General features: G+C 44.6%; 13 protein-coding genes and 1 tRNA gene. 1 reads left to right on the top strand and 13 read right to left on the bottom strand.

The window, feature by feature from the left end:
- Positions 1 to 298 precede the first annotated feature (298 nt).
- Both I6L24_RS05195 and I6L24_RS05190 read right to left on the bottom strand, forming a co-directional pair.
- On the bottom strand, positions 299 to 1,663 hold the full coding sequence (locus tag I6L24_RS05195; protein ID WP_216986490.1) for a Na+/H+ antiporter family protein: 1,365 nt from the start codon (positions 1,661 to 1,663) through the stop codon (positions 299 to 301).
- A gap of 100 nt (positions 1,664 to 1,763) precedes the next feature.
- Positions 1,764 to 2,645, bottom strand: coding sequence for an alpha/beta fold hydrolase (locus I6L24_RS05190; RefSeq protein ID WP_005250467.1), 882 nt, complete (start codon positions 2,643 to 2,645; stop codon positions 1,764 to 1,766).
- A 117-nt stretch (positions 2,646 to 2,762) separates the two neighbouring features.
- On the opposite strand from I6L24_RS05190, the gene I6L24_RS05185 reads away from it, so the two are divergent.
- Positions 2,763 to 3,257: a DUF4442 domain-containing protein gene (locus I6L24_RS05185; protein ID WP_216986616.1), complete on the top strand. Its 495-nt coding sequence runs from the start codon at positions 2,763 to 2,765 to the stop codon at positions 3,255 to 3,257.
- 57 nt (positions 3,258 to 3,314) lie between these two features.
- Here the strand turns inward: I6L24_RS05185 and I6L24_RS05180 are convergent, their stop codons facing one another.
- The 11 genes from I6L24_RS05180 to tuf form a co-directional block, all read right to left on the bottom strand.
- Complete coding sequence (locus tag I6L24_RS05180) at positions 3,315 to 3,680, bottom strand: hypothetical protein (RefSeq protein WP_005108070.1); 366 nt, start codon at positions 3,678 to 3,680, stop codon at positions 3,315 to 3,317.
- A 202-nt stretch (positions 3,681 to 3,882) separates the two neighbouring features.
- Positions 3,883 to 8,073: a DNA-directed RNA polymerase subunit beta' gene (rpoC, locus tag I6L24_RS05175; RefSeq protein WP_004278609.1), complete on the bottom strand. Its 4,191-nt coding sequence runs from the start codon at positions 8,071 to 8,073 to the stop codon at positions 3,883 to 3,885.
- Positions 8,074 to 8,235: 162 nt separating this feature from the next.
- Positions 8,236 to 12,324 (bottom strand): DNA-directed RNA polymerase subunit beta, encoded by a 4,089-nt coding sequence (gene rpoB, locus I6L24_RS05170; RefSeq protein ID WP_005102827.1) that lies wholly within the window; start codon positions 12,322 to 12,324, stop codon positions 8,236 to 8,238.
- A gap of 306 nt (positions 12,325 to 12,630) precedes the next feature.
- Entirely contained in the window at positions 12,631 to 12,996 is a 366-nt protein-coding gene (rplL, locus tag I6L24_RS05165) for a 50S ribosomal protein L7/L12 (RefSeq protein WP_004278611.1), read from the bottom strand.
- A gap of 48 nt (positions 12,997 to 13,044) precedes the next feature.
- Positions 13,045 to 13,551 carry a 50S ribosomal protein L10 gene (rplJ, locus tag I6L24_RS05160; protein WP_004278612.1) on the bottom strand — a complete coding sequence of 169 codons (507 nt, stop codon included), beginning with the start codon at positions 13,549 to 13,551 and terminating at the stop codon, positions 13,045 to 13,047.
- 301 nt (positions 13,552 to 13,852) lie between these two features.
- Positions 13,853 to 14,548 (bottom strand): 50S ribosomal protein L1, encoded by a 696-nt coding sequence (gene rplA, locus I6L24_RS05155; RefSeq protein WP_004278613.1) that lies wholly within the window; start codon positions 14,546 to 14,548, stop codon positions 13,853 to 13,855.
- A 3-nt stretch (positions 14,549 to 14,551) separates the two neighbouring features.
- On the bottom strand, positions 14,552 to 14,980 hold the full coding sequence (rplK, locus tag I6L24_RS05150; protein WP_004278614.1) for a 50S ribosomal protein L11: 429 nt from the start codon (positions 14,978 to 14,980) through the stop codon (positions 14,552 to 14,554).
- A 119-nt stretch (positions 14,981 to 15,099) separates the two neighbouring features.
- Positions 15,100 to 15,633, bottom strand: coding sequence for a transcription termination/antitermination protein NusG (gene nusG, locus I6L24_RS05145; protein WP_004278615.1), 534 nt, complete (start codon positions 15,631 to 15,633; stop codon positions 15,100 to 15,102).
- Between the two features lie 7 nt (positions 15,634 to 15,640).
- Positions 15,641 to 16,081: a preprotein translocase subunit SecE gene (gene secE / locus I6L24_RS05140; RefSeq protein ID WP_216986489.1), complete on the bottom strand. Its 441-nt coding sequence runs from the start codon at positions 16,079 to 16,081 to the stop codon at positions 15,641 to 15,643.
- Between the two features lie 74 nt (positions 16,082 to 16,155).
- A tRNA-Trp gene (locus I6L24_RS05135) sits at positions 16,156 to 16,231 on the bottom strand.
- Between the two features lie 52 nt (positions 16,232 to 16,283).
- On the bottom strand, positions 16,284 to 17,474 hold the full coding sequence (tuf, locus tag I6L24_RS05130) for an elongation factor Tu (RefSeq protein WP_004646112.1): 1,191 nt from the start codon (positions 17,472 to 17,474) through the stop codon (positions 16,284 to 16,286).
- Between the last annotated feature and the right edge of the window lie 2 nt (positions 17,475 to 17,476).

The raw sequence follows: 17,476 nt of genomic DNA, 5'->3' as shown, positions 1-17,476 counted from the left end.
GAAAATAAATCTTAATTAATAATAAACACGAGGGAAAATAATATGCAATAAGGATTATAAAACTAATTTTAAATTATTATTTAAAATATTGATTTAAAAAGTTATTTATTTTAAATTTACTGAATTGGTTGGTTTTAAATACCAAGTATATTAATCAGATAAATATGGCTTTATTCAGAGTAAAATAATCAGGTTTATATTAATTTTTATTTAAACATATATTTTAAATACATCTTATTATTTATTTTAAATCCAGATGAATCTGCTCCAATAGATATCAGAGCAGATTGAAATTGACTTACAGAACCATGGCTGCAATCCAGCCAAAAATCATTAACGGAATATTAAAGTGAATGAAGGTTGGAATCACACTATCCTTCATATGATCATGCTGACCATCCATATTCAGACCAGAAGTTGGGCCTAAAGTTGAATCCGAAGCTGGAGAACCGGCATCACCCAAAGCTGCTGCAGTTCCGATAATCGCAATGGTCGCCGCAGGGCTAAAACCGAACTGGATACACAGCGGTACATAAATAATCGCTAGAATGGGAATGGTTGAGAAAGACGAACCAATGCCTAGGGTAATTAGCAAACCAATCAACAGCATCAGAAATGCGGCCAGTGCCTGACTATCACCAATCCAGTTCACTGATGCTTCAACCAAGGTTGGTACCTGATTAGTCGCTTCAATCACCGCGGCAAAGCCTTGTGCTGCAATCATGATAAAGCCAACCAGCGCCATCATGCGCATACCAGTAATGATCACATCATCGGCTTCTTTCCATTTGAAAATGCCGGCACAACTCAGGATCGCGACACCGACCAGACCGGCCAGAATCATCGAATCTGAATAAAGCTGTACCGCCAATGTGGCAATAACTGCAAGACCTGCCATCCAGATGGTAAATTTGGCAATCTGCGGTTTAACCTGCTCAGCCACACCCAATTCAGCAGAAATACTTTGCTGTTCCTGGACATGAATATCTTGATATTGACGTGGTTTGCGATAGCTAATAAAGATCGCCACCAATAAGCCTACAAACATCCCGAATACTGGAATTGCCATCGCAGATGGAATCTGGTCATAGCTAATTTCAAATCCGTATGGTTTACCAAAGGTATTGATGTTATGACCCAGAATGTCATTCAGGAAGATGGCACCAAAACCGACCGGAATCAGCATATAGGTGCCTACCAGACCAAAGGTCAGCAAACAGGCAATCACACGACGGTCGAGCTTTAAGTGGTTAAATACAGCCAATAGTGGCGGAATCAGTACCGGAATAAAGGCAATATGCACGGGAATAACGTTCTGCGAGAACACGGCAGCAATGGCGACTGTGAAAAAGATCAGATATTTCACCCGGTTTTGCGCTTTAAAATCGGCCTCACCTTTTAAGGTACTGATCATTTTATAGGCTAGCAAATCCGGTAAACCCGAACGTGCCAGAGCCAAAGCAAATGCACCTAAAATACCATAAGCCAAGGCAATTTTAGCACCACCACCCAAGCCATTGTTAAACGCGTCCAAGGTTCCCTGCAGGCCTAGACCTGCCAATAAACCACCTGTAACAGCACCAATGACCAGGGCAAAAACCACAGGTACACGTGCCAACGAGAGTCCGAACATGACTCCAATAGCAGCAAGAATTGCGAACATAATGAATCGGAATAGAGAGAAAGCGGCTATTTTATCAGAAAATACGGATAAAAATTCCGCCACTTTTTTCTGGTCGGGTCATGTTTCGCGGAGTGGCCTGTCAATGAATGTCAGCAGATTTACGCTGAATAAACTCATCAATCAATTGAGCCACTTGCTCCGGTTGACTCAGGATCGCCCAGTGATTGGCAGCCAGTTCTACTTTCGAGAAATCATCCACCCATTTTGACATTTCATCAACCAGATCTGGCCCGACAAACTGGTCATATTTCAGCACAATCGCCTGTACCGGACAGATGGCGAAACGCTGCCGTGGTTGAGTCAAACGTGGCAAAAAATTGGCCCGATACAGGTTCACACCATATTTTCCATCTTTGACAATATGCGGGTTGAGTGGCAGATCATCCCGTCTTTCTATTTGCTGCACGATCTTGGCCCAACGCTGCGGATTAAAAAAATTCCAGGCCAATGGCGCCACTAAAGGCAACTGAAACATCGCGATATACCAAGACTTACTCATTTGCTTTAAGAATTTTGCTTTGTTTTGCTGGAACTGTTCACGCATCCAGAAAGCGGCATGATCCAGACATGGCCCAGACAAGGTGCTATAAGACAGAATTCGTCCTTTAAAGCGTGGACCGGTGACGGATTCCCAGGACTGAATTGAACCCCAGTCATGCGCGGCCAGATGAAAAGCACGATTCGGCAATATTTCGTTCACCACCTCTTCCAGATCCTGACTTAAACGGGCCAAGCGGTAATCGGAGATTTTTTTGGGAATACTGGACTCACCTGCACCACGGACATCATAAGTCACAACAAAGTAATCCTGACTCAAATGAGCAATGGCTGGCTCCCAAACTGCCTGATGATCGGGATAGCCGTGAACCAGCACCAATGCCGGTTGTTCGGATTGTCCATAAGTTTTGACACAAAGACGCTGCTGATCCGTGGTATCGACCCATTGCATGTGCATTTCCATCTTTTGATCCTGTTTTTGTTATTGACCACTTAGTTTATAAATCGGCATGATTGATCAATGCCAGCGCATTTTTGTTGCTCTAGTATGCATAATCACAGCCGCAAAAAGAATGTCAGTATGAGCCTATTCCAGAAAATTCAAAAACTGCCTCTGGTTTCAAAATTTATTCTGAACCGCTATGCCCCTTATCGTGGTGCAGGCATTGAAATTGATAAGATTGATTTTAATAATTATCACGTTCGGGTCAAAATGCCGCTGACCCGTAAGAACCAGAATATTGTCGGTGTGCATTTTGGTGGCAGCCTGTATTCAATGGTCGATCCCTTTTATATGTTATTGCTGATGCATCATTTGGGACCGAAATACCTGGTCTGGGATAAAGGCGCCAGCATTCAGTTTTTGGCACCGGGTCGCGGCACAGTGGTGGCGGACATTCGGATTTCTGCTGAAGAAATTGCCACGATTATCAATCTGGCAGCCGATAATGCGCCAGTGTATCGACATTATCAGCTGAATATTTATGATGAAGCCGGGGTCAGAATTGCCGAAGTAGAAAAAACAGTATATATCCGGCGTAAACAGAGCAAAGGGAAAATTAACGCTCCTAAATAAGATAAAAGCGCCACATTGGCGCTTTTAAATCTAGATGAATCTGAAGTGACTTTCGACTTAACGACGACGGTTATCCTGTTCAATCGCAGCACCGGCACCACCACCGATTGCGCCACCGATTGCAGCACCCGCATTACCACCGAAGATGCTTTTACCCACTGCGGAACCAACAGCACCACCTACACCACTATAGGTCGCATTACGGTTTGAACCGCCTTGGGATTTACTACCCACTGCAGCACCGGCACCACCACCTACAGCTGCACCAACGCCACCGCCGACTTTATTACCGACACCACCACCGACTGCACCACCAAGGGCCGCAGCACCGATCCGTTGCTCATTGGCAGACATACTTTCACAACCCGCCAACATAAAGGTGGAAAGAGTGGCAACTGCCATAACACCCATTAATTTTTTCATGACCTTGGCCTTCCTGTCTTGCTTTAATTAAGCTTATCTTCATTTTATGAAACTAAAATCTGTAGCGTGTTACTTCTCTCGGTATTCCTGCTGAGTTTTGTAAATATCAATGGATTATTCTTCTGTTCAAGATGTCCTATTTATAAATTTCAGACAAAAAAAAGACGCCCGAAGGCGTCTCTTTTCTCAACTTTAACTCGAATTAGAATTCTTCGTTAAATGCTTGGCTTAGAGCTTGGTCTACATCAGAGAAGTCATTGTGCAGTTCAAATTCTGCAGCTTCTGCTTCTTGACGACGACGCTCCAGGTGGTAAGCCAAACCTGTACCCGCTGGGATCAGACGACCTACAACCACATTCTCTTTCAAACCGCGTAAATCATCTTCTTTACCTGTTACAGCCGCTTCAGTTAACACACGCGTGGTTTCCTGGAACGATGCAGCAGAGATGAACGAGTCAGTAGAAAGCGATGCTTTGGTAATACCCATCAATTGACGTTCAAACTTCGCAGGGAACTTGTTTTGTGCAAGAACTGCTTGGTTTTCTTGAACAACGCGGATGTAATCCACTTGTTCGCCTTTGATGAAGCTGGTATCGCCACCATCAGTGATATCAACTTTACGCAGCATTTGACGTACGATGACTTCAATATGCTTGTCGTTGATTTTTACACCTTGCAGACGGTATACGTCCTGAACTTCGTTCACGATGTAGTTTGTAAGCGCAACTTCGCCTTTCAAACGTAAGATATCGTGCGGGTTCTGTGGACCATCAGAAATAGTTTCACCACGGTTCACATGTTCGCCTTCGAACACGTTAATGGTACGCCATTTCGGAATCAGCTCTTCATAAATCTCAGAGCCATCATCCGGCGTAATCACCAGACGGTTCTTACCTTTGGTCTCTTTACCAAAGCTTACAACACCCGACACTTCTGCAAGGATTGCATGCTCTTTCGGCTTACGTGCTTCGAACAAGTCAGCTACACGCGGCAGACCACCGGTAATATCACGGGTACGTGAAGTTTCTTGTGGTACACGACCGATGACATCACCGACACCAATCGTTTCGCCATCGCGAACAGAAAGAATCGTATTCTGTGGCAGGAAGTAGAACTGTTCACCACCATCTACTGTGTCTAACACAACAGCAGGACGCAAATCTTTACCTGACGCAGGACGTGAAGTCACTGGCAAGATTTCGATGGTTGACATACCTGTTGCATCATCAGTTTTAGAAGTAACCGTCACGCCATCAGCAATCTGGCTGAAACGTACTTTACCAGCAACTTCTGTTACCAATGGATGTGTATGCGGATCCCAAGTCGCCACAATACCGCCTGCTTCTACAGCTTCGCCATCTTTCAGCAAGATAGACGCACCGTAAGGCAGTTTATAGCGCTCGCGCTCACGACCTAAATCATCCGCAATACCGATTTCACCTGAACGTGAAGTCGACACCAAATGACCTTTGGCATGTTGTACTGTTTTCACGTTGTGGAAACGTACTGTACCTTGGTTACGAACTTGTACACTGTTTGCAGCAGAAGTTCGGCTCGCAGCACCACCGACGTGGAAGGTACGCATTGTTAACTGTGTACCTGGCTCACCAATCGATTGAGCTGCCATTACACCAACAGACTCACCCGGGTTCACCTGGTGACCGCGTGCTAGGTCACGACCGTAACATTTCGCACATACACCGAAGGTAGACGCACAGTTCACGACTGAACGTACTTTAATTTCGTCGACACCTTGGCTTTCGATAAACGTTGCCAGTTTCTCGTCAATTAACGTATTACGTGGAAGCAGAACTTCGTCTGTACCTACACGTTTCACATCTTCAGCAACCACACGACCCAATACTCGTGCACCCAGGTTTTCGATGACATCGCCACCTTGAATGAACGGAGTCATTACCAGACCGTCATAAGTACCACAATCTGGCTCGGTAATAACCAAGTCCTGCGCAACGTCTACCAAACGACGAGTCAAGTAACCCGAGTTCGCAGTTTTCAGTGCTGTATCGGCCAAACCTTTACGCGCACCGTGTGTCGAGATGAAGTACTGAAGTACGGTCAAACCTTCACGGAAGTTCGCTTTAATTGGGGTTTCAATGATCGAGCCATCCGGCTTCGCCATCAAACCACGCATACCCGCCAACTGACGAATCTGAGCTGCCGAACCACGGGCACCCGAGTCAGACATCATGTAGATCGAGTTGAATGATTTTTGCTTCTCGTCTTCACCCTGTTTGTTCTTCACAGTAGTGAAAGACAAGTTGTCCATCATCGCTTTAGCAACCTGGTCATTGGTACGTGCCCAAATATCGACCACTTTGTTATAACGTTCGCCGGCAGTTACGAAACCTTGTTCGAACTGTTGTTCGATTTCACGAACTTCAGCTTCCGCTTTACCAATAATTGCTTGTTTTTGCGGTGGAATAACCATGTCTTCCATACCGACAGATACACCTGAACGCGTCGCCTGACGGAAGCCCAAGTACATCAATTGGTCAGCGAAGATAACAGTATCTTTCAGACCCAATTTACGGTAGCAAGAGTTAATTAACTTCGAGATGTTTTTCTTGGTCATCTCAACGTTAATTTGCTGGAAATCCATCCCTTCAGGTACAACTTCCCAAAGCAGGCAGCGACCAGGCGTCGTATCTACAATAATGGTTTGCTGTTCACGGTTACCGTCTTCGTCGATGACAGTCTGGTGTACACGTGCTTTAACGCGAGCGTGTAGATCAACCTGACCTGTTGCCAGTGCACGGTTTACTTCGTGAGTATCCGCGAACACCATGCCTTCACCTTTGGCATTGATTGCATCACGCGTGATGTAATACAAGCCCAAGACAACGTCCTGAGACGGTACGATGATTGGCTCACCATTCGCTGGAGACAAGATGTTATTCGTCGACATCATTAACGCACGAGCTTCAAGCTGAGCTTCAAGTGTTAATGGTACGTGTACCGCCATTTGGTCACCATCGAAGTCGGCGTTAAACGCAGCACATACGAGTGGGTGTAGACGGATCGCTTTACCTTCGATCAGGATCGGTTCAAATGCTTGAAGACCCAGACGGTGAAGTGTTGGCGCACGGTTCAACATTACTGGATGTTGACGAATCACGTGAGCAAGAACGTCCCAAACTTCTGGGGTTTCACGCTCAACCATTTTCTTCGCAGCTTTAATGGTAGTTGCTTGACCAGAAGCTTGTAGTTTCGCGAAAATGAATGGCTTGAACAGTTCAAGTGCCATTTTCTTCGGAAGACCACATTGATGCAAACGCAGGTTTGGACCAACAGTAATTACCGAACGACCAGAGTAGTCAACACGCTTACCAAGTAAGTTTTGACGGAAACGACCTTGCTTACCTTTGATCATGTCTGCCAAAGATTTAAGCGGACGCTTGTTCGAACCGGTAATTGCACGACCACGACGACCGTTATCCAGCAATGCATCTACAGACTCTTGTAACATACGTTTTTCGTTACGTACGATGATGTCTGGCGCTGCAAGGTCAAGAAGACGCTTCAAACGGTTGTTACGGTTGATCACACGACGATAAAGATCGTTCAGGTCAGAAGTCGCGAAACGACCACCTTCAAGTGGTACAAGCGGACGTAGATCTGGTGGAAGAACTGGAAGTACAGTTAACACCATCCATTCTGGCTTGTTGTTCGAATCGTTGAATGCTTCCATCAACTTCAAACGCTTAGACGCTTTTTTCAGCTTGGTTTCTGAAGTTGTAACAGGAATTTCTTCACGAAGACGCGCAATTTCAGCTTCAAGATCGATGTCTTTCAACAAGTCTTGAACCGCTTCAGCACCCATTTTCGCTGTGAATTCATCACCGTGTTCTTCTAATGCATTGAAGTATTCTTCATCGTTTAGAAGCTGGTATTTCTCAAATGGAGTCATACCCGGATCGGTCACTACATAAGATTCGAAATACAATACACGTTCAATATCACGTAGCGTCATGTCTAATAATAGACCGATACGGCTAGGCAATGATTTCAAGAACCAGATGTGTGCAACTGGAGATGCTAGCTCGATGTGACCCATACGTTCACGACGAACTTTCGCAGTTGTTACTTCAACGCCACATTTTTCACAAATGACGCCTTTGTATTTCATACGCTTGTATTTACCACACAAGCATTCGTAATCTTTCACTGGACCAAAGATTTTGGCACAGAACAAACCATCACGTTCAGGCTTGAACGTACGATAGTTAATGGTTTCTGGCTTTTTAACTTCACCGTGAGACCATGACTTAATCATTTCTGGTGACGCAAGACCAATACGGATGCGGTCAAACTCTACTGGAGCATGACCGTCTGAATCCGTCTTTTTGCGCATGATATCGAGCAAGTCTTTCAATTTTTTTCTCCGTGTGTTGTGGAGATTTTCACTCAACAACTGGGTCACAAATATTGTTTTTTAACTGAATTGGGAATCCCAAGAATCCCCCTCAATCCCCCTTTGTTAAGGGGGAAGCCCCTCTTTATCAAAGAGGGGTTTGGGGAGATTTAATGGAGATTCTTAGTCACCATTTTTCAGTTCAATGTTGATACCTAAAGAACGGATCTCTTTGGTCAATACGTTGAACGATTCAGGCATGCCCGGGTCCATATAATGGTTGCCATCTACAATGTTCTTGTAGATACGGGTACGGCCTTCAACGTCATCCGATTTCACAGTCAGCATTTCTTGTAGCGTATATGCTGCACCGTAAGCTTCTAGTGCCCAGACTTCCATCTCACCGAAACGCTGACCACCGAATTGTGCTTTACCACCAAGCGGCTGTTGCGTAACTAGAGAGTAAGAACCAGTTGAACGCGCATGCATCTTGTCATCCACCAAGTGGTTCAGTTTCAGCATGTACATGTAACCAACAGTTACCGGACGGTCGAAACGCTCACCAGTACGACCATCATATAATACGGTCTGACCAGTACTAGACAGGCCTGCAAGTTGTAACAACTCTTTGATCTGACCTTCTTCAGCACCATCGAATACAGGAGTAGCCAAAGGTACACCAGCACGCAAGTTGCCAGAAAGTTTCAAGATTTCTTCATCAGTCAAGCTATCAAGATCTTCTTGCTCGCCACCAACTTTGTTGTAAATCTTGTCTAGGAAATCACGAAGCTCAAGTACAGTACGTTGCTCTTTCATCATCTTGTCGATTTGATCGCCAAGACCTTTCGCCGCCATACCCAAGTGAGTTTCAAGAATCTGACCCACGTTCATACGCGATGGTACGCCCAGCGGGTTCAATACGATATCAACAGGTACACCGTTGGCATCATGTGGCATGTCTTCTACTGGCAAGATGTTTGATACAACACCTTTGTTACCGTGACGACCCGCCATCTTATCACCAGGCTGGATGCGACGTTTCACAGCAAGATAAACTTTAACTACTTTCAATACGCCAGTCGTCAGTTCATCGCCTGTAGAAAGTTTGCGTTTTTTCTCAGCAAATTTCTCGTCAATTTCGAAGCTCTTCTCTTTCAAGAACACTTGAATTTGAGTTAAACGTTCAGCAATTGCTTCGTCAACTGGTTGAATTTCAAGAAGATCAACAAGCTCTAAACCAGACAACACGTCTTCAGACAGTTTGTCGCCACGTTTAGTTGTACCGCCACCATTCGACTCTTGGCCATTCAGTAGGCGGATTACACGTTCACGTGCAGCTTCTTCGAAGATTTTGAATTCTTCTTTCAAGTCTTTACGGTATGCATCCAATTGCGCTTTTTCAATTGCTTGAGCACGTTCGTCTTTTTCAAGACCGTCACGTGTAAACACTTGAACGTCAATCACAGTACCTTTAGTACCTGATGGAACACGTAAAGATGAGTCTTTTACGTCAGCCGCTTTTTCACCGAAGATTGCACGTAGCAATTTTTCTTCCGGAGTAAGCTGTGTTTCACCTTTAGGGGTTACTTTACCAACAAGGATATCGCCAGCAGTTACTTCAGCACCGATGTAAACGATACCTGACTCGTCCAGTTTAGACAGAGCAGCTTCACCTACGTTCGGAATATCAGCAGTGATTTCTTCCGCACCCAGTTTGGTATCACGTGCAACACATGACAATTCCTGGATATGAATAGACGTTAAACGGTCTTCTTGAAGTACACGTTCAGAAAGTAAGATCGAGTCTTCGTAGTTGTAACCATTCCAGGTCATAAACGCAACGCGCATGTTTTGACCCAATGCCAGCTCACCGCCATCTGTTGATGGACCATCAGCCAGTACATCACCACGACCTACTTTATCGCCCAGGTTCACAAGAACTTTCTGGTTGATACAAGTGTTCTGGTTCGAACGGGTGTATTTGATCAGGTTGTAGATATCTACACCTGCTTCACCTGCGATCATTTCGTCTTCATTCACACGAATAACCACACGAGACGCATCAACAAACTCGATACGACCACCACGCTGAGCGATCACACATACACCTGAGTCATGTGCTACGTTCGCTTCCATACCGGTACCAACAAGCGGCTTGTCAGCGATCAACGTCGGAACTGCCTGACGTTGCATGTTCGAACCCATTAATGCACGGTTGGCATCATCGTGTTCTAGGAATGGAATCAGTGACGCTGCTACAGATACGACCTGCTGAGCAGATACATCCATATGCGTTACTTTTTCAGGAGGAATACGTACGAAGTCACCTTGATGACGAACAGATACAAACTCTTCTGTTAAGTTACCGTCTTTATCCATTGCAGAATCGGCCTGTGCAATGACAGTGCCTACTTCTTCAATCGCAGACAGGTATTCAACTTCATCTGTTACACGACCATCAACAACCTTACGGTATGGGGTTTCCAGGAAACCGAAGTTATTACATTTCGCATAAACAGAAAGCGAGTTGATCAAACCAATGTTTGGACCTTCCGGTGTTTCAATTGGACATACACGACCGTAGTGAGTTTGATGTACGTCACGTACTTCAAAGCCTGCACGTTCACGCGTCAAACCGCCGGGACCAAGCGCAGAAACACGACGTTTGTGCGTAATCTCAGATAACGGGTTGTTTTGGTCCATAAACTGAGACAACTGGCTTGAACCAAAGAATTCTTTGATTGCAGCAGCAACAGGCTTCGCATTGATCAAATCTTGTGGAGACAGGTTGTCAGTTTCAGCTTGTGATAAACGCTCTTTAACAGCACGTTCTACACGAACCAGACCTACACGGAATTGGTTTTCTGTCATTTCACCAACAGAACGAACACGACGGTTACCCAAGTGATCGATATCGTCGACTTCACCTTTACCGTTACGGATTTCAACTAATGTTTTTAATACATCAGTGATATCTTCGTTCGAGAGAATGCCTTCAACTTCACGTGATTTCTGGTCTGTACCCACTTCGTAAGGACGACCCAAACGACGGTTGAACTTCATACGACCCACTGGAGACAAGTCATAACGTTCAGAAGAGAAGAACAAGTTGTTGAATAAGTTTTCAGCAGCTTCTTTTGTTGGTGGCTCGCCCGGACGCATCACTTTGTAGATTTCTACCAATGCTTCTTCACGATTGCTCGTTGTATCTGCACGTAGAGAATCTGCAACGAATGAACCGCGGTCGATATCATTAGTGAACAGAATATTGAACTGTTTCACGCCGCCTTCTGCAATTTTCACCATGATTTCATGGCTTAATACAGTATTGGCTGCAATCACATCACCATCTTTTAATGGGATGTCTTCAGCAGTGATACGCTCATATAGGTACTCATCTGGCACTGCAAGTTTTTCAAGACCTGAAGCTTCCATTTGACGTACATGACGCGCATTGATACGTTTACCTTGCTCAACAATTGCCTTGCCATCCTTGTCCAGGATGTCAAACTGTGCCATTTCGCCACGCAGACGTTCAGGCACCAGGTCGATCTGGTAGCTACCCATGTCAAGATACACAGGTACTTTCTCGTAGAACATGTCGAGAATGTTTTCGTTGCTGTAACCCAAGGCACGAAGCACCACAGTCGCAAGCAATTTACGACGACGGTCAATACGTACATAGACGAGGTCTTTGGCATCGAATTCAAAGTCTAACCATGAACCACGGTAAGGAATGATACGCGCTGAATAAAGGACTTTACCACTTGAGTGAGTCTTGCCTTTATCGTGGTCAAAGAATACGCCTGGTGAACGGTGTAATTGTGACACGATCACACGCTCGGTACCGTTAATTACAAAGGTACCGTTATCCGTCATTAATGGCATTTCGCCCATATAGACTTCTTGTTCACGTACGTCTTTAATTGACTTCGTTTCACGATCTTTCAGGATCAAACGAATTTTTACACGCATTGGTGCTGCATAAGTTGAGCCACGAAGGATACATTCGCGTACATCAAACTCAGGCTTACCAAGACTATACTCAACAAATTCTAAAGCAGCATTGCCAGAATAACTTTCAATAGGAAAAACTGAACGAAATGCGGCTTGGAGACCGATATCTTCGCGGTTTTTTGGTGATTTGCCATCTTGTAAGAATGTTCTGTACGAGTCGACTTGAATCGCGAGCAAGTACGGAGCATCCATGACGCTAGGCAATTTACCAAAATTCTTACGGATCCGTTTCTTTTCGGTATATGAGTATGCCATCTGGAGTCCTCGGAAAGTGTAAACCAAGCCCGCCTGCAGAACGGGCTCAGAAGGAATTACGCTGGCCGATATGGCCACCACTCTTTACAAATGCTGCAATTTTTAGTGGTATTAAAACGCTTATCAATATTTTTTAATGAAAAATATTGGTAAACGTTTGTTCATTATGTTTATTTTCAATTTGTATGATTTTTATATCATGCAAACAAAAATCGAGCCGATTATTGTAACGCAAAAAGGCTGATGACCCAAGAGCCATCAGCCAATTTTTGGAGCCGATTATAAAAAACCGGCTCCCTTAAGAAATTACTTAAGAGTAACTGTAGCACCAGCTTCTTCAAGTTTCTTCTTAAGCTCTTCGCCTTCTTCTTTAGAAACGCCTTCTTTAAGAACTGCAGGAGCGCCTTCAACCATGTCTTTAGCTTCTTTCAAGCCAAGGCCAGTCGCTTCACGAACTGCTTTAATTACAGCAACTTTGTTAGCGCCGAAAGAAGTCAATTCAACATTGAATTCAGTTTGTTCTTCAGCAGCAGCAGCAGCAGGGCCAGCAGCAACAGCTACAGCAGCAGCAGATACATTGAATTTCTCTTCGAAAGCAGAGATAAGTTCAACAAGTTCAAGAACAGTTTTTTCAGCAACTGCGTTTAGGATTTCTTCGTTTGTTAAAGCCATGAGATTAACTCCAAATGGGTATTGAATGATGTGTGTTTAAGTTTGAGCTTAAGCAGCTTCTGACTCGTTTTTCTCTTGAAGCGCTGTAAGTAAGCGGCCCAATTTCGAAATAGGAGCTTGAAGAACGTTTGCAAGCATAGTAAGCGCTTTCTCTTGGTTCGGAAGATTCGCGATTACGCTAACTTCTGCACCTTGATAAAGTTTGCCATCAAATGCAGCAGCTTTAAGTTCAAATGCTTTATTAGTTTTAGCGAATTCTTCGAACAAACGTGCAGCAGCACCCATGTCGTCTTCAGAATTCGAGAAAGCTAAGATTGTTGGGCCAACAAGGTTGTCGTTCAAGATATTGAATTGAGTATCTTGAAGAGCACGTTTAGCCAAAGTGTTACGAACGATACGTGTAGTAACACCAAGTTTACGCGCTTCAACACGTAGAGTAGTTAACTGCTCTACAGTCAAACCTTGGTAGTCAGCAACAACAGCAGCAAATGCAGTAGAAGCAACTTCAGCTACTTCAGCTACGATCTGTTTTTTGCCTTCGATAAGAAGAGCCATTGTAAAACCTCCTAACGGTGATTTATGTACTTACGCGAAGTACACTCCCAATTCGCAAGACCATCACTGGACTCACACGCGGAGGATGAACAAATCACACCACCGCGTCTACGCAGGCTGGACTATTAAGAGAGAAGCATAAAACTCCCCTCGCCCGCGGTCTTTGACGCTGATAAATTTTCATTTATCAATTCAAAGTTTGCCTAAGTTTGCAAAATACGACGGAGCGTTTCTTGCGTAAAATTTGAAGCACTGCTTCAAATTTTACTCAGGGCTTTAAAATTCTGTAATAAGTCGAGACTTATTTAGAAACGTTTGCTACATCAACGATCAAACCAGGACCCATAGTTGAGCTCAAAGTGATCTTTTGAATGTATACGCCTTTAGACGTAGCAGGTTTCAAACGCTTCAAGTCAGCAACAAGTGCTTCAACGTTTTGACGAACAGCAGCAGCCTCAAAACCTACTTGACCGATCGCAGCGTGGATAATACCAGCTTTGTCTACGCGGTAACGTGCTTGACCAGCTTTTGCATTTTTAACTGCAGTAGCAACGTCAGGAGTTACAGTACCCACTTTAGGGTTTGGCATTAAGCCACGTGGACCAAGGATCGTACCAAGTTTACCTACAACGCGCATTGCATCTGGAGCAGCAATTACTACGTCAAAGTCAAGGTTACCCGCTTGGATGCTTTCAGCAAGATCGTCGAAACCAACAACGTCTGCACCTTCAGCTTTAGCAGCTTCAGCAGCAGCGCCTTGAGCGAATACAGCTACACGTACAGTTTTACCAGTACCTGCAGGAAGTGTAGTCGCACCACGAACAACCTGGTCAGACTTACGAGGATCAACACCTAGGTTTACCGCGATATCTAGAGATTCTTTGAATTTAGGAGCTGGAAGGCTCTCTAAAACTGCAACAGCTTCTTCTAGCGTGTAAACTTTGTGTGCTTCTACAGCAGCTACAATCGCTTTTTGACGTTTAGTTAATTTAGCCATGTCTTAAAGCTCCACTTCCAAGCCCATAGAACGCGCAGAACCAGCAATGGTACGTACACGTGCGTCTAAATCAGCACCAGTCAAATCTGGTTCTTTAGTAGTCGCGATTTCTTCGATTTGAGCACGAGTCAACTTACCAACTTTAGTTTTGTTAGGTACAGCTGAACCCTTCTGGATACCAGCAGCTTTCTTAAGAAGAACAGCAGCAGGTGGAGTTTTCATGATGAATGTGAACGACTTGTCGTTGTACACAGTGATCACGACTGGAATTGGCAGACCAGCTTCAACTTTTTGTGTAGCAGCATTGAATTCTTTACAGAATGCCATGATGTTCACACCACGTTGACCTAGTGCAGGACCAATCGGTGGAGATGGATTCGCTTTACCAGCTGGAACTTGCAGCTTGATATAGCCGTCAATCTTCTTAGCCATTTCAAATTACCTCTGGGTGCAAACGCCGGTGAAGGCTCCCCAATGATTTCAAGTAACGATACCGTTACAACAACAATGCCTGACTTATAAATAAGTCAGGCGTTTTCAACCCATACAAATTAGACTGATTTTTCGACTTGACGAAATTCCAATTCAACTTGAGTTGGTCGGTTAAATACATTAATGGTCAGCGTTAAACGTGACTTTTCGTATTGAACTTCTTCCACCACACCTTTAAAGTCAGTGAATGGACCGTCAACCACGAGTAATTCTTCGCCTGGTTCAAACATCGTCTTAGGACGAGGCGCTTCACCAGTATTACGTACACGCGCAAGAATCGCATCTGCTTCTTTTTGCGTAATCGGTGCCGGTTTTTCAGCCGTACCACCAATAAAACCTAAAACTTTTGGACATTCTTTAACAATGTGCCAAGTATCATCGTTCATTTCCATTTCGACTAGGACATAGCCAGGAAAGAACTTACGCTCTGATTTACGCTTCTTGCCATCCTTCATTTCTACCACTTCTTCGGTAGGAACAAGGACTTCACCAAAGCTATCGGCAACAGCGCTACGCTGGATTCGATCATTAAGCGAACGCATCACTTGTTTTTCATAACCTGAATAGGCATGAATAATGTACCAACGTTTCATAGCTCTCTTACCCGATAATAAACTTCATTAACCAGCCTAAAATATAGTCAAAACACCACAATAAGATGGATGCAATTACGACTACAACAAGAACTTGCCAAGATGTGGACATCGTCTCTTGCTTGGTAGGCCAGGTCACTCGACGCAACTCAATTCGTGCATCTTTTAGCAGACGAATAAAGCCTTTGCCTTGATGGGTGGCGTATAATAAACCGAATGCTGCAACGATACAAGCCAAAATCACCCCAACGCGCACCCAAATATCATTCGCAGGTGCCCAGTACGCTGGTAAATATTGGTTTACCATCATTGCACCAACCAATAAAATCAAGGCGATAACCCATAGAACCATGTCTAATGGAGAACCAGAACTTACATCTACTGCAGGATTATTTCTTTGAGGAATTACCGCTTCGCCTAATGCGTCGCGTGATTTTTCATTCGACATTTTTGTACTCGTCGTAGGTTTCGCGACTTATTATATGACCAATTTTGCCGACATCAAGCGTCTTTTTAGAAACTTGGCAGGTCAGGAGGGACTCGAACCCCCAACATTCGGTTTTGGAGACCGACGCTCTACCAATTGAACTACTGACCTGCAAAACAACAAGTTGGAGCCTAAGCTCCAACCTGCTTGTCTTATTCTATGATTATGCAGTTACTTTAGCAACTACACCAGCACCAACTGTACGACCACCTTCACGGATCGCAAAACGTAGACCTGGGTCCATTGCGATCGGGTGGATTAGCTCTACTGACATCTCAACGTTGTCACCAGGCATAACCATTTCCACGCCTTCTTTAAGCGCGATCGCACCAGTTACGTCCGTAGTACGGAAGTAGAACTGTGGACGGTAACCGTTAAGGAATGGAGTGTGACGACCACCTTCTTCTTTAGAAAGTACATATACTTCCGCATCGAATTTAGTGTGTGGCTTGATCGCACCTGGTTTAGTCAATACTTGACCACGTTGTACGTCTTCACGCTTAGTACCACGAAGAAGAACACCACAGTTCTCGCCCGCACGACCTTCGTCAAGAAGCTTACGGAACATTTCTACGCCGGTTACTGTAGTAGTTTGAGTATCACGGATACCAACGATTTCTACAGACTCACCTACTTTAACGATACCAGTCTCTACACGGCCAGTTACTACTGTACCACGACCAGAGATTGAGAATACGTCTTCAATTGGCATAAGGAATGGAAGGTCAATTGCACGCTCTGGCTCTGGAATGTAAGAGTCAAGTGCTTCAACAAGCGCAACTACCGCTGGCTCGCCGTATTGGCTGTCATCACCGTTAAGCGCAAGAAGAGCAGAACCACGGATCACTGGAGTGTCATCACCCGGGAAGTCGTAAGTAGAAAGAAGTTCACGAACTTCCATTTCAACTAGCTCAAGAAGCTCTTCATCGTCTACAAGGTCGCATTTGTTCAAGAATACAACGATGTAAGGTACACCTACCTGACGAGAAAGCAGGATGTGTTCACGAGTCTGTGGCATAGGACCATCAGTCGCAGCACATACAAGGATCGCGCCGTCCATCTGAGCAGCACCAGTAATCATGTTTTTAACATAATCGGCGTGGCCCGGGCAATCTACGTGAGCGTAGTGACGAGTTGGAGAATCGTATTCTACGTGTGAAGTATTAATTGTAATACCACGTGCTTTTTCTTCTGGTGCAGAGTCGATTGCAGCGTAGTCTTTCGCTTCGCCACCGAATTTCTTCGCACATACAGTTGCAATTGCAGCCGTTAAAGTTGTTTTACCATGGTCAACGTGACCAATTGTGCCCACGTTAACGTGTGGCTTATTACGTTCAAACTTAGCCTTAGCCATGT

Source organism: Acinetobacter lwoffii, from assembly GCF_019048525.1.
Lineage (GTDB): Bacteria > Pseudomonadota > Gammaproteobacteria > Pseudomonadales > Moraxellaceae > Acinetobacter > Acinetobacter lwoffii_K.
Note: the sequence above shows the minus strand (reverse complement) of the source record. Positions and strands in the feature narration are given on the sequence as shown.

Bases quoted from the DNA above. Each gene is read 5' to 3' on its own strand.
- I6L24_RS05195 (WP_216986490.1), bottom strand. From the start codon at position 1,663: ATGTTCGCAATTCTTGCTGCTATTGGAGTCATGTTCGGACTCTCGTTG.
- I6L24_RS05190 (WP_005250467.1), bottom strand. From the start codon at position 2,645: ATGGAAATGCACATGCAATGGGTCGATACCACGGATCAGCAGCGTCTT.
- I6L24_RS05185 (WP_216986616.1), top strand. From the start codon at position 2,763: ATGAGCCTATTCCAGAAAATTCAAAAACTGCCTCTGGTTTCAAAATTT.
- I6L24_RS05180 (WP_005108070.1), bottom strand. From the start codon at position 3,680: ATGAAAAAATTAATGGGTGTTATGGCAGTTGCCACTCTTTCCACCTTT.
- rpoB (WP_005102827.1), bottom strand. From the start codon at position 12,324: ATGGCATACTCATATACCGAAAAGAAACGGATCCGTAAGAATTTTGGT.
- rplL (WP_004278611.1), bottom strand. From the start codon at position 12,996: ATGGCTTTAACAAACGAAGAAATCCTAAACGCAGTTGCTGAAAAAACT.
- rplJ (WP_004278612.1), bottom strand. From the start codon at position 13,551: ATGGCTCTTCTTATCGAAGGCAAAAAACAGATCGTAGCTGAAGTAGCT.
- rplA (WP_004278613.1), bottom strand. From the start codon at position 14,548: ATGGCTAAATTAACTAAACGTCAAAAAGCGATTGTAGCTGCTGTAGAA.
- rplK (WP_004278614.1), bottom strand. From the start codon at position 14,980: ATGGCTAAGAAGATTGACGGCTATATCAAGCTGCAAGTTCCAGCTGGT.
- nusG (WP_004278615.1), bottom strand. From the start codon at position 15,633: ATGAAACGTTGGTACATTATTCATGCCTATTCAGGTTATGAAAAACAA.
- secE (WP_216986489.1), bottom strand. From the start codon at position 16,081: ATGTCGAATGAAAAATCACGCGACGCATTAGGCGAAGCGGTAATTCCT.
- tuf (WP_004646112.1), bottom strand. From the start codon at position 17,474: ATGGCTAAGGCTAAGTTTGAACGTAATAAGCCACACGTTAACGTGGGC.